General features: G+C 53.5%; 11 protein-coding genes and 3 tRNA genes. 8 read left to right on the top strand and 6 right to left on the bottom strand.

Annotated features, from left to right (window positions below):
• The first annotated feature begins 471 nt into the window (after positions 1-471).
• Positions 472-1,950: an anion permease gene (locus DAI21_RS13110; RefSeq protein WP_304598447.1), complete on the top strand. Its 1,479-nt coding sequence runs from the start codon at positions 472-474 to the stop codon at positions 1,948-1,950.
• Positions 1,951-2,004: 54 nt separating this feature from the next.
• Positions 2,005-3,654, top strand: coding sequence for a class I fumarate hydratase FumA (gene fumA / locus DAI21_RS13105; protein ID WP_107703311.1), 1,650 nt, complete (start codon positions 2,005-2,007; stop codon positions 3,652-3,654).
• Positions 3,655-3,719: 65 nt separating this feature from the next.
• Here fumA and DAI21_RS13100 read toward each other — a convergent pair whose 3' ends face one another.
• Entirely contained in the window at positions 3,720-4,118 is a 399-nt protein-coding gene (locus DAI21_RS13100; RefSeq protein WP_107703310.1) for a DUF350 domain-containing protein, read from the bottom strand.
• 279 nt (positions 4,119-4,397) lie between these two features.
• Here DAI21_RS13100 and DAI21_RS13095 point away from each other — a divergent pair, with 279 nt between their 5' ends.
• Together DAI21_RS13095 and DAI21_RS22965 are read left to right on the top strand one after the other, a co-directional pair.
• Complete coding sequence (locus DAI21_RS13095) at positions 4,398-4,970, top strand: hypothetical protein (RefSeq protein WP_107703309.1); 573 nt, start codon at positions 4,398-4,400, stop codon at positions 4,968-4,970.
• Positions 4,971-4,989: 19 nt separating this feature from the next.
• On the top strand, positions 4,990-5,685 hold the full coding sequence (locus DAI21_RS22965) for a hypothetical protein (protein WP_159075417.1): 696 nt from the start codon (positions 4,990-4,992) through the stop codon (positions 5,683-5,685).
• Positions 5,686-5,863: 178 nt separating this feature from the next.
• Here the strand turns inward: DAI21_RS22965 and DAI21_RS13085 are convergent.
• Positions 5,864-5,953, bottom strand: a tRNA-Ser gene (locus DAI21_RS13085).
• Positions 5,954-6,046: 93 nt separating this feature from the next.
• Here DAI21_RS13085 and mtfA point away from each other — a divergent pair.
• Together mtfA and DAI21_RS13075 are read left to right on the top strand one after the other, a co-directional pair.
• On the top strand, positions 6,047-6,844 hold the full coding sequence (mtfA, locus tag DAI21_RS13080) for a DgsA anti-repressor MtfA (RefSeq protein WP_107703307.1): 798 nt from the start codon (positions 6,047-6,049) through the stop codon (positions 6,842-6,844).
• Positions 6,845-6,944: 100 nt separating this feature from the next.
• A tRNA-Asn gene (locus DAI21_RS13075) sits at positions 6,945-7,020 on the top strand.
• A 53-nt stretch (positions 7,021-7,073) separates the two neighbouring features.
• Here DAI21_RS13075 and cbl read toward each other — a convergent pair.
• Positions 7,074-8,024, bottom strand: a complete 951-nt coding sequence (gene cbl, locus DAI21_RS13070; RefSeq protein ID WP_100779667.1) for an HTH-type transcriptional regulator Cbl — start codon at positions 8,022-8,024, stop codon at positions 7,074-7,076.
• 96 nt (positions 8,025-8,120) lie between these two features.
• On the bottom strand, positions 8,121-9,038 hold the full coding sequence (nac, locus tag DAI21_RS13065; protein ID WP_095282537.1) for a nitrogen assimilation transcriptional regulator NAC: 918 nt from the start codon (positions 9,036-9,038) through the stop codon (positions 8,121-8,123).
• A 320-nt stretch (positions 9,039-9,358) separates the two neighbouring features.
• Between nac and DAI21_RS13060 the strand changes: the two genes are divergently transcribed.
• Positions 9,359-9,434: transfer RNA gene (locus DAI21_RS13060), tRNA-Asn, on the top strand.
• A gap of 92 nt (positions 9,435-9,526) precedes the next feature.
• Here the strand turns inward: DAI21_RS13060 and DAI21_RS13055 are convergent.
• Both DAI21_RS13055 and DAI21_RS13050 read right to left on the bottom strand, forming a co-directional pair.
• A complete protein-coding gene (locus DAI21_RS13055; RefSeq protein WP_107703306.1) occupies positions 9,527-12,223 on the bottom strand; it encodes a cation-transporting P-type ATPase in 2,697 nt (898 codons plus the stop codon).
• 51 nt (positions 12,224-12,274) lie between these two features.
• Entirely contained in the window at positions 12,275-12,706 is a 432-nt protein-coding gene (locus DAI21_RS13050) for a universal stress protein (RefSeq protein WP_100779664.1), read from the bottom strand.
• Between the two features lie 276 nt (positions 12,707-12,982).
• Here DAI21_RS13050 and DAI21_RS13045 point away from each other — a divergent pair, with 276 nt between their 5' ends.
• A complete protein-coding gene (locus tag DAI21_RS13045) occupies positions 12,983-13,165 on the top strand; it encodes a hypothetical protein (protein ID WP_107703305.1) in 183 nt (60 codons plus the stop codon).
• Positions 13,166-13,179 lie beyond the last annotated feature (14 nt).

Here is a 13,179-nt window from a genome sequence, read left to right as displayed (position 1 = left end):
TGTTATTGATATTAGGATACCGCGTTCACAATAATATCAATTCCGTTAACGTTTTCATTACTTTGCTCGCGAGAAGAAAAATCAAATAAACATATGATTTATATGTATTTTTTAATTTAAAATCGTTTGCGTGAAATATCAATCCCGTCAAATAAAACCTATCAAACGGATAATATCCACATAACTCAATGGGGTTATTAAAATATGGATAAAAATAACACTGCAATTCTATTTTATTGATCGCGATCAATTCTACTGGCCTCTAAAGGCGCACTATATAAACATCATCAATTTTTAATTTAACGCCTCCAAAAGTGCGTTAAATAGCTATTCAAGAAATAACCTGAAAGCACCTTAAATAACTAAAGAAAGCAAAGTAATTAAAAAAGTCGCGGTGTTATTTCTGCTAAACCGAATTTTTGACAACTTAAGAAGCAAACCTATGAATGATAAAACAGCTGTAACGCCCCAGTGGCGAGCAAGCCAAAAGACGGAAGCAACAAACGTCTGCTGATGATGGCACTGCCCATTATTGTCGCAGTGCTCCTCCTGTTTGTGCCGGTTCCTGAAGGGTTACCGCCTTATGCCTGGCACTACTTCGCTATCTTCGTTGGCGTGATCGTTGGTCTGATCTTCGAACCGCTGCCGGGTGCCGTGATTGGCCTGACCGGGGTCGTCGCCATCGCCCTGTGCAGCCAGTGGGTGCTGTTCAGCCCGGAACAGCTGGCTGACCCGAAATTTAAGCTGGCAGGTGCCTCCTTTAAATGGGCGGTGAGCGGCTTCGGTAACTCCACCGTCTGGCTGATTTTCGGTGCCTTTATGTTTGCCGCGGGCTACGACAAAACCCGTTTTGGCCGCCGTCTGGCGCTGATTCTGGTGAAATATCTTGGCCGCCGCAGCCTGACGCTGGGTTATGCAATCACCTTCGCGGACCTGCTGCTGGCCCCGTTCACACCGTCTAACACGGCGCGTAGCGGCGGGACTATCTACCCGATCATCGCTAACCTGCCGCCGCTGTATGGTTCAAAACCGAACGACCCAAGTGCGCGTAAAATTGGCTCCTACCTGATGTGGGTGGCCATCACCGCCGCCTGTATCACCAGCTCCATGTTCCTCTCTGCACTCGCGCCAAACCTGCTCGCTCTGGCACTGGTGAAAAGCATCGTCGGGATCAACATCTCCTGGGGCACCTGGTTCATTGCCTTCCTGCCGGTGGGTGTGCTGCTGATTCTGGTGATGCCGCTGCTGGCCTACTGGTTCTATCCGCCAGAAGTGAAAATCAACGACGAAGTGCCGCTGTGGGCGTGTCGTGAGCTGGAGAAACTGGGCAAACTGTCGCGCAATGAAATTCTGCTGCTGGTCTTTGTCTGCTGTGCGCTGATGATGTGGATTTTCGCCGCCGCGTGGATTGAACCTGCGCTGGCCGCCCTGCTGATTGTTGGCCTGATGCTGTGGACCGGCGTGCTGGAGTGGAACGATATCACCGGCAACAAAGCCGCGTGGAACACCTTTGTCTGGTTCGCCACTTTGGTGGCCCTTGCAGACGGCCTCTCTTCCACCGGTTTCATCGCCTGGCTGGGTAAAGAAGGCGGCCTGCTGATGAGTGGTATCTCGCCGGGTGTCGCAACGGTGGTCCTGCTGCTGGCGTTCTACCTGCTGCACTACCTGTTTGCCAGCACCACCGCGCACACCACAGCGCTGCTGCCTGCGATGCTGACCATCGCCGCCACCATTCCGGGTATTAACATGGAAGTGTTCGTCCTGCTGATGGTGACCTCTCTGGGTATCATGGGGATCATCACCCCATACGGCACCGGCCCAAGCCCGATTTACTACGGGAGCGGCTACCTGCCAACCAAAGACTACTGGCGCCTCGGCACCATCTTTGGCGCCATCTTCCTGGCGGCCCTGCTGCTGATTGGTTATCCGTGGATGTCCATGATGTTCTGATTCATAACCGCCGGAGGGCACCCTCCGGCGGTTTAATTTATGGAGTGATACGCAATGTCGAACAAAACTTTTTACTATCAGAACCCCTTCCCTCTCGCACATGACGACACCGAATATTATCTGCTGACCAAAGAGCACGTCTCCGTGGCGGAATTTAACGGCCAGGAGATTCTCCATGTCGAGCCAGAGGCCCTGACCCTGCTCGCTCAGCAGGCGTTCCACGATGCGGCCTTTATGCTGCGCCCGTCGCACCAGAAACAGGTTGCGGCGATCCTCAACGACCCGGAAGCCAGCGAAAACGATAAATATGTCGCCCTACAGTTCCTGCGCAACTCTGAAATCGCGGCCAAAGGCGTCCTGCCGACCTGCCAGGATACGGGTACAGCGATCATTATGGGTAAAAAAGGCCAGCGTGTCTGGACCGGCGGTGGCGACGAAGCCGCGCTGAGCCAGGGTGTGTACAACACTTACATCGAAGATAACCTGCGCTACTCCCAGAACGCGGCGCTGGATATGTATAAAGAGGTGAATACCGGCACCAACCTGCCCGCGCAGATCGACCTCTATAGCGTCGATGGCGATGAGTACAAGTTCCTGTGCATGGCGAAAGGCGGCGGTTCCGCCAACAAAACCTATCTGTATCAGGAAACCAAAGCGCTCATCACCCCGGCTAAACTGAAAAATTACCTGGTCGAGAAGATGCGTTCCCTGGGTACGGCGGCCTGCCCGCCTTACCATATCGCCTTTGTGATTGGCGGAACCTCTGCTGAAAGCACCCTGAAAACCGTGAAACTGGCATCAACCCGCTACTACGACGGCCTGCCGACAGAAGGTAACGAACACGGCCAGGCGTTCCGCGATGTTCAGCTTGAGCAGGAACTGCTGCTGGAAGCGCAAAATCTGGGCCTGGGCGCTCAGTTCGGCGGGAAATACTTCGCCCACGATATTCGCGTGATCCGCTTGCCACGCCACGGCGCCTCCTGTCCTGTCGGCATGGGCGTGTCGTGCTCAGCTGACCGTAACATCAAAGCGAAAATCAACCGCGACGGGATCTGGATTGAGAAACTGGAACACAATCCTGGCCAGTATATTCCGGAATCCCTGCGTCAGCAGGGTGAAGGCGAGGTGGTGAGCATTAACCTGAACCAGCCAATGCACGAGATCCTGGCACAGCTCTCAGCCCATCCGGTTTCGACCCGTCTGTCCCTGAACGGCACCATTATCGTGGCCCGTGATATCGCCCATGCCAAGCTGAAAGAGCTGCTGGATAATGGTGAAGAACTGCCGCAGTACGTCAAAGATCATCCGATCTATTACGCCGGCCCGGCGAAGACTCCGGAAGGATATGCTTCTGGCTCATTAGGCCCAACCACGGCCGGTCGTATGGACTCGTATGTGGATTTACTGCAATCGCACGGTGCAAGTATGGTCATGCTGGCGAAAGGTAACCGCAGCCAGCAGGTCACGGATGCCTGCCACAAGCACGGCGGTTTCTACCTGGGCAGCATCGGCGGCCCGGCAGCGGTGCTGGCGCAAAACAGCATTAAGAGTCTGGAGTGTGTCGCCTGGCCTGAACTGGGTATGGAAGCTATCTGGAAAATCGAAGTAGAAAACTTCCCGGCGTTTATCCTGGTGGATGACAAAGGGAATGACTTCTTCCAGCAGATCCAGAACAAGCAGTGCGCGGGTTGCGCGCAGCGTTGATTGATTCTGTAAAGTAATAAGCCAGGCGTAAGGCCTGGCTTTTTTATTTCCGCAATGTGTCGTCACTACCAGGTCATACACGCCGCGTTGAGGATACCCCCTGCCAACGCAAAAATGCCCATGAACACCCCCGCAGCGATGTTGTTACTGGAAATCTTGTCACCCAGTGTTGGCATGTAGAGCCGCACGCCGGCATAAATCAGAAGCTGGACGACAAAAGCCACTCCACCCCAGATACAGTAGTCCAGGACCCCCACGGAATTCACTGCCGCGCTGGAAAGCGGAATGACAAAACCTAACAGCGTACCGCTGAAAGCCAGCGCAGCCGCCGCATTGTTATCTTTAATCAGTTGCCATTCATCGTGCGGCGTCACTTTGGTGTAAACAAAAAGAAAAACAATCACCATGGCCACGCCGATAAAAAAATAGGCCGAAAAGGCCAGTAAAGCATCCAGTATGTGCATATTGCCCCCTGAGCAGAAAAAATAATTTTAACTTATCATTAATTTCTGCAACGACTCATTTACCTGTTTTTACCTTGCGCTCCCCTTACAGGCCATGCTGGGTTCCGGTCTTATGCCTGCATTAAAGACCTTATTTATGCTATGCCTATTACGTAGGGCTGAATAATATCCACAATACCTTATGAATCCCGCAGAGTTATTTACATTTCTACAGGCTCTATTGCCTACAATCTGGCGCAGGAAATTCAGGCAGTTATTCAGACACGATGAAAAGGATAAATGGAAAAAAAACTCCTGATCGGCGAGATTGAAAAGATTCAGTGGAATTCTGTTGTCCTTAAATGCGGCGATACGAAAGAAGTCTTCGACATCCCGGCTGATGTGCTGCTGCATCTGAAAACAGGTCATGTTGTGCGTCTGTTATTACGTAAACAGCGGCTAGTGCGACTGTTCAACGTCTCGACGCAAACCCTGTATGAAACGGACTTTTTTGCCCATAAGCCGCTGCTACGCAAATACCAGACCTTTCTTTTTATCGTCGCTGCGGCTGTCTGCAGTATTCCCGCCGTCGGTGTCATTCTAAGTATGATCTTTTTCGCCACACTCATGGGCGTCTCATTCAGGCGGAGCGAAAAAGTGGCACTTAAAGTTGCACTGACAAGTGCCGTAACAGGCCTTATTTATATATCCCTGGCCGGATATCTCCTGATGAGCGGCTATTATTTAGCAGCCTTTATCGCCTGCTCGCTGCTGATCTTTATTGCTCTGAAATCCGCAGGCAATATTCAGAATAAAGAAGCGCTTAAGCTTGACCAGGAAATCTTAACTGGCCGTTTGCTGGCCCACACTTAATACCGTTGGGATGCCGATAATGACTATTTTACTGCGGACCGTCGCAACTCTTCCCCTGCTGCTGCCGCTGACCGTATCGGCTGATCCTGTGCCTCCCGACAAAGCGGATTATCTCAGTAAGATCAGTTTTCACTCCCCCAGCATGCCAGGATTTCGAACGGCAGAGATGCTAAACACCGGGTTTACAGGTGCCTATGTCACGATGAGCAGCAACAGTGAGTCTCTTAATCTCAACGATCTGAAATTTAGCGTTAACCATGACTGGATAGTGATAAAGCCGCAGCCCGTGGAAGGACGGATCCAGCTTAGGATGGTCAGGCAACCGCGTGCAGAGGAGAGAGCCATGACGCTGACGCTGAAAAACCTCAAGACCGGCAATACGCAGCGCCACGACTTTTTCGTCGATACCTGGCTTACGGGTGATGGCGAACTGGATAAAAATTTTGCCCGCGCGCGCGAGCACTGCGCGCGTTTGGGCGGCAAGCTTCTGAGCACGCAGGAGTTCAGAACCCTATCGCGAAAGTGGTTTGGTCTTAGCAGCGGTCGGTTACGCGATCTGTATCCAGAGGCAACGATTTTTAATCAACAAATGCAGGCAGGTGACAGCTTTTGGGTACATGAGGCAAAACCGCTTTATCTGCATACTGGCGCGAAAAGCAACAACCGCAATGTCGGGACGCTATGTCGGCATCAGTATGATAAACGGTCAGTTTGAAAGGGGGAAAAGCGTTAAGAGCGAGATATCTCTCTCAAGTTGCATAAAACATCAATGACTTGAAAAAGCACTAAGGCTAGACTCCTGCGAACTTCAGGTGCATCTTGATGCTGACCTCATTCAGAATGAGGGCGCTGGAAGGAGTCCGATGAGAAATGATGACGATAAAGCAGTGAAGTGGCGGAGAGAGGGGGATTTGAACCCCCGGTAGAGTTGCCCCTACTCTAGTTTTCGAGACTAGTCCGTTCAGCCGCTCCGGCATCTCTCCGTTATAGTGGTTGCCATGATGCCAGGTAATTTGGCATTTTAACAGATCCTTATCCTGCATTTTTGTTCAAGTGATGAGTTTGCGAGCGAAGCGATGATTAAGTGGCCCTGGAAATCGAACGAAACCGCACCGAACACGACTTTTCCGTGGGAAGAGGCGCTGGCTATTCCGGTACTCGCCAGTCTCGACCCCGATGAGCAAACCCGACTGGTTCAGTTAGCCGATCGTTTTTTACAGCAAAAACGCCTCGTCCCGCTTCAGGGTTTTGAGCTGGACGCCCTCAAAAGCGCGCGTATCGCCCTGCTCTTCTGTTTGCCTGTGCTGGAGTTGGGCTTTGAGTGGCTTGACGGCTTCCATGAAGTGCTGATCTACCCGGCGCCATTCGTGGTGGACGACGAATGGGAAGATGACATTGGGCTGGTGCATAATCAGCGCGTCGTGCAGTCCGGACAAAGCTGGCAGCAAGGCCCGATTATCCTCAACTGGCTGGATATTCAGGACTCCTTTGACGCCTCCGGTTTTAATCTGATTATTCACGAAGTCGCCCATAAGCTGGATACCCGCAACGGCGATCGCGCCAGCGGCGTGCCATTTATCCCTCTGCGGGAAGTTGCGAGCTGGGAACACGATCTGCACGCGGCAATGAATAATATCCAGGATGAGATCGATCTGGTGGGTGAAAGCGCAGCCAGCATTGATGCCTACGCAGCGACCGATCCGGCAGAGTGTTTTGCGGTGTTGTCGGAATATTTCTTCAGCGCACCCGAACTGTTCGCACCCCGCTTCCCGGCGCTGTGGCAGCGTTTTTGCCATTTTTACCAGCAAGATCCCCTGCAACGTCTACGTGAAAATGCGGGACCTGGTGGACATTCATCCTCCCAAGTACACTAAAACAGCAGGTTGGCTCTTAATTAATCATTTGAATCAGCAAGTTGAATTTAGTGTTGACACAAAATAGCGAGGCCATTAACATGCGCCTCGTTCACACGATTCCTCTGTAGTTCAGTCGGTAGAACGGCGGACTGTTAATCCGTATGTCACTGGTTCGAGTCCAGTCAGAGGAGCCAAATTTGAAAAGCCTGCTTTTACAGCAGGCTTTTTGCTTTTCCGCATTCCACCCTCAAATCTGATAATCAATCGCCACTTCTTCCGTTTCCATTACCTGGCGCTTAATTTCATCCACCGACAGACCGGCATTGCACAGCTCGATAAAGCGCCAGACATAGTTGCGTTGCAGCTGTCCGCGTTTAAGCCCCAGCCAGACGGTGTTGGCATCAAACAGATGGCGGGTATCCAGGCGCACCAAATCCCCCAGCTCGCGCTCGCCGCCGGACTGTTCAGCCACAAGACCGATGCCAAGCCCCAGCTCTACATAGGTTTTGATCACATCCGAATCCTGTGCGCTCAGCACGATATCCGGCGTCAGCCCTTTGCGATTAAAGGCTTCGTCGATTCGCGAACGGCCGGTAATGCCCTGCCGATAGGTAATCAGCGGCCATTTGACAATGTCTTCGAGCGTGAGGGGCGAAACCTGATGAAGTGGATGGTCGACGGGCAATAGCAGGCTGTGGTGCCAGCGGAACCAGGGGAACGCCACCAGCAGTGGATCGTTACTCAGGCGTTCACTGGCGATACCGATATCCGCCCCGCCGTTTTGCAGCAGTACTTCGATCTCCTGCGGCGTCCCCTGAATCAGCTCCAGCCGGACGTCCGGAAACAGCTCACGAAATGCCTTGATCACCGGCGGTAAACTGTAGCGCGCCTGCGTATGGGTGGTGGCGATTGTCAGCACCCCGGACGCGTCGTTAGTGAAGAGATCCGCCAGGCGTCGAACGTTGCTGGCTTCGTTGAGAATGCGCTCAGCGATGGTCAGTAACGCTTTACCTGGCTCCGTCATCCCCAGCAGGCGTTTGCCGCGGCGGATGAAAATCTCAATGCCCAGCTCTTCTTCCAGCTCGCGGATGTGGCGGCTGACGCCTGACTGAGAGGTGTAAAGCATGTTGGCGACTTCGGTCAGGTTGTAGTCCCGCCTGGCCGCCTCACGGATAATTTTAAGTTGCTGGAAATTCACGATTCACTCCGGCGCATCTGACATAGCCCTATTGTTAGAGTCAGCAGACCTGCAGAACAAATAATAAAAACCAGCATCTTATTCCTTTATGGAATATCAGCTCACGAGCTGCAGTTCACGATTCTCCAGCGATGGACGGCTGACCAGCGACATCAGGATCTCTTTCACCGCCTGCGCCTGCGGCGACAGAGAGCCGCGGGCAGACATATTCAGAGACAGCGGCAGGCTCATGGATGGCGTGGTGATCCGCGCCATCCAGCCGTTCGCGGCGCTGCAAAGAGAACGCGCAGCGGATTCCGGCAGCACCGTGACGCCCATTCCGCTGGCAATCGCGGCGGTCAGCGTCGAGATAGAGTCGATCTCACCGATGATTTTTGCCGTCAGGCGACGCAGAGAGAAAGCTTCGTCGACGCGCAGACGCACGGCGCTGTAATCGCGCGGCAGGAACAGATTCATCTCTGCCACAGCGGTTAAATCAATGCTCTGGCCCGGACAATCGCGCGTCCCTACGAGGTAGAGATCTTCTTTCAGCAACGGCTGGCTGGTGATCCCCGCAATCGGTGAGCGATCGTACAAGACAGCCATGTCGAGCTGACCGTTGAGCAGCTTATCGTTAAGAACCGACCCGCTGTTTTCATGCAGATAGACCAGCACCTCCGGCAGCTCGGCGCGAACGGCCTGCAGCAGCGGCATGGTGATGGAAGACGCGGCGGTGCCTGGCGCAAGGCCAATCGACACCTGTCCGCTCAGGGTGTGTCCGACGTTACATACGGCCAGCTGCGCTTGTTCGCACTGGCGCAGGATTGTGCGCGCATGGGTGTAGAGAATCTTACCGGCTTCCGTTGGCGTGACGCCACGCTTGGTGCGGATCAACAGCTGCTGGTCCAGTTCACCTTCCAGAGTGGCCACCTGCTGGCTCAGCGCAGGCTGCGCGATATGCAACACTTCCGCGGCCTGGGTCAGGCTACCGATATCGACGATTTTTACGAAGTATTTCAGTCGTCTTAAGTTCATTTTGCCCCCTGTTAAAATACAGTGCCGGTACTGGCGCTCATTGTTGAAAGAGTTTTTGCAATATGGATGCCAGTTTTTAAAAGAGGACGGATGAGTACGCTAAGCGGCTGAAAATAAGGAAATCTAATCACCCTGCTCCGTTTTATTACTGAAACAGCGGTTTACGATCTGCCCCATAAGGGGTAAGCCTGCACCAGAAGTGTGCATTTTGTTGGGAAAGAAAGCACTTTGCTGATTTTGTCAGCAAACGATCACAAGGGATCGATCTCCCCTTTGACAAGCGTTATTGGGGTCGATAATATGCGCCCCGTTCACACGATTCCTCTGTAGTTCAGTCGGTAGAACGGCGGACTGTTAATCCGTATGTCACTGGTTCGAGTCCAGTCAGAGGAGCCAAATTTGAAAAGCCTGCTTTTAAAGCAGGCTTTTTGCTTTTCTGCGTTCAGGGAAATTACCGGGCGGCAGCTGCACCTTACCCGGCCTCAGGGCTAACCTGTCGCATCCACCCGCCACCGGCGGGTCAACGGTTTTTCGATTTCAACAATCAGGAACATCGCGAAGCCGATAATAAAGGTAATAACCCAATAGCGGAACGGAAGTGACTCGGTGCCAAACAGCATCTGCATAAACGGCGCGTAGATAATCAGCAGTTGAAGTACCAGCAGCACCCCGCTCACGATCCAGATCCCGCGATTGGCCAGCAGGCCTTTACTCAGGGAGAAGCCGTCGGAGACACGGCAGTTCAGCATGTAGAACCACTGGGCGGTCACCAGGGTCTGCAACAGGACGGTGCGAATAAATTCCGGTGAATAGCCGCGCGGTTGTAGCCAGGCTTCCAGCACAAAGGCGCTCACGGCAATCATCGAGCCGACAAACACCACGCGCCAGATAGCAAACCCGTCCATGACATGCAGATTCGGGTTACGCGGTGGGCGTTTCATGATATTCCGCTCGCCCGCCTCAAACGCCAGGCCAAACGACAGCGTGGCGGATGTCGCCATGTTCATCCACAGGATCAGTACCGGCGTCAGCGGAATTAAATTCCCGGCAAGCAGAGCGATGATAATCAGTAAGCCCTGCGCCAGGTTGGTGGGCATAATAAAGAGAATGGTTTTTTTCAGATTATCGTAAACCCGACGGCCTTCGCGAACCGCGCTGGCGATGGTGGCGAAGTTATCATCCGTGAGCACCATATCCGCCGCCTCTTTGGTCACCTCCGTCCCTTTGATACCCATGGCGATACCGACGTCAGCCTGTTTCAGTGCAGGCGCATCGTTAACCCCATCGCCGGTCATCCCGACCACCTCTTTCTTACTTTGCAGCGCCTGCACCAGGCGGAATTTATCTTCCGGACTGGTACGGGCAAAAATATCATAGCTCTGCGCCGCTTCGCTCAGCTGATGATCATCCATTACCTCCAGCTCACGTCCGGTAATCGCGTTCCCGGCATTGCCAATTCCCAGCATTTTGCCGATGCTCATTGCCGTTTGCGGGTGGTCGCCGGTGATCATTTTCACGCGAATGCCCGCCTGCAGGCATTCGCCAATAGCGGTAATGGCTTCCGGGCGCGGCGGGTCCATCATTCCGGCAATACCGAGCAGAATCACGCCCTGCTGCAAATCCGGATGGTCCAGCGTCGTTTGATCAACGCCTGCCGGCTTCCAGGCTGCCGCCACCATACGTAAACCTTCCCGCGCATACTCTTCAATCTGCGCTTCCCAGTAAGGTTGATTCAGCGGTTGCAGCCCGCTTTCCGTCTGCTGATGCTGGCACAGCCTGAACAGCACGTCCGGCGCACCGGTAATCAGGATCACCTCTTCATCGCCGATGCGATGAAGGGTCGACATGTATTTATACTGGGAATCAAACGGGATTTTGCTGCGCAGCTCCGTCTGCAAAGGCGGCAGCGGCACTTTAGCGGCCAGCACCTTCAGCGCCCCTTCCGTCGGGCCACCGGTAATTTTCCACAGCCCCTGTTCGTCTTTCATCAGCTGGCTGTCATTGCAGAGATCGATCGTGCGCAGATAGCGCTCGAGCAGCGAGCCGTGAGTCACCGCCACCGGTGTCGGGTCGTCAATCGGGTGAATATTCCCCACCGGCTCATAGCTATCACCTTCGACACGATAGATTTTCTCCGCCGTGATCACCGCTTTCACCGTCATCTCATTCATGGTCAGGGTGCCGGTTTTATCCGAGCAGATTACCGTCATCGCCCCCAGGGTTTCGACCGTCGGCAGCTTGCGGATAATCGCTTTCTGCCGCGCCATGGTCTGCACGCCCAGGGAGAGAATAATCGAGATAATCGCAGGCAGACCTTCCGGGAGCGACGCCACCGCCAGGCTGATGAGCGATAGCATAAGCTCGGAAACCGGCATATCGCGGAACAGCAGGCTGAAGACGAACAGCGCCGCCATCATCACCAGGATAATAATGAAAATGGCTTTGCCGAGCTTATCCATCTGCACCAGCAGCGGCGTGCGGTGCTGTTCAATATCCGCCATCATCTGGTTGATATGGCCCAGCTCCGTGTCGCCGCCCGTCGCCACCACAATGCCTTTACCGCCACCGGCGCTGACCGTGGTCCCGGAGAACAGCAGATTGGTGCGATCCCCCAGCGGCAGCTCCCCTTCCAGCCTCTCGGTGCTTTTTTCCACGACGGTAGACTCCCCCGTCAGAATCGCCTCCTCCACCCGCAGGTTGTGCGCTTCAAGCAGCCTTAAATCGGCAGGAATTCGATCGCCCGCGCGGATCACCACGATATCCCCCGGCACCAGTGCAGTGGTCGGGACCGTTTCATGATTGCCGTGACGAACTACCACCGCTTCGCTGGAGAGCATATTGCGAATGCTCTGCAGGGATTTTTCCGCATTACTTTCCTGAATGTGACCGATGAGGGCGTTGATTACCGCCACGCCCAGAATCACCAGCGTATCAACCCAATGCCCCATTACGGCGGTCAGCAGCGCCGCCGCCAGCAGGACATAGATCAGGACATCTTTAAAGTGCGCTAAAAAGCGCAGCCAGGCGGGTTTGCCGGGTTTCTGCGGCAGGGCATTTTCACCGTACTGCGACAGGCGCGCCGTCGCGTCCGCACCGCTGATGCCGTCTGGGGTACTGTTTGTTTGTGCCAGGGTTTCTTCTACGGAGAGCCGGTAAAAGGGCTGGACCGGTTTTTCTGTATTCATTCTTCCGTCCTCAAGTCCTGCAACGAAAAACGCACACTGTCACTTTCGCTCTCAGCGCACGACAAATACCGGAACGTGGGCATAGCGAACAATATTGGCCGCATCCGAGCCGAGCAAATGGGTCTGAATATTCGGGTTGCGCGAACCGATAATGATCACCTCTGCCATCAGCTCGTCGGCGAGTTTGGTGACCTCATCGCGCACGTTGCCGCTGCGCACGTGAAAATGGAGCCGATCGGCTGCGAAAGTGGTTTTCTGCGCCAGAGCAGTGAGTTTTTCTTTTGCGTTATTAATCATATAGTCATCCATCTTTCGCGCGTCGGAAATAAACCCGCGCGTCAGTTCCGGCGAGAATTTTGGGATCACATGCAGTAAGTGGATATCAGCGGAAGCCGCCTCGGCGAGAAACTGTGCGTGAGCCAGCGCCTTATCGGCCAGCCCGATTTCATAGACATCGACCGGGACCAGAATATTTCTGTACATAGTGAGCATCCTTTAATTACCAATAGAATATGTAATGAATAACGCTACGGGTCATGACACACAGGGGAATAAGCACCACAACCGGGTACAAAGAAATGAACGGGATGCTATTAAACGTAGCACAGGACACTCGGTATTTTCTGACGACTGACTAATCTCATGAAAAATAATAAATTAACGTTGAGTTCTTTCGCATATCTCATTCAAAGGTAGCAATTTCATCTGCCTGCCAATTTTAGGCGCTGTTTAACCTTTTCCCGCTTCACAGGCTATGCTTTGCTTAAACATCCGCGACTGACGCTGCATGAGCCGCCCTGGCTCACCGGCGTTGAGATCCTGGGAGGAATGATGTTTGGATATAGCCTGATTCGCCTCGCATTGTTTATTGTGCTGGCCATTGCGTCCAGCGCCGCCGTAGGACTCTTTACGTATCTAATGGTATCCGCCTTCGCCGAATAAAACCGTTCAAGGTA

The sequence above is a fragment of the Lelliottia sp. WB101 genome, from assembly GCF_003051885.1.
GTDB lineage: Bacteria > Pseudomonadota > Gammaproteobacteria > Enterobacterales > Enterobacteriaceae > Enterobacter > Enterobacter nimipressuralis.
Note: the sequence above shows the minus strand (reverse complement) of the source record. Positions and strands in the feature narration are given on the sequence as shown.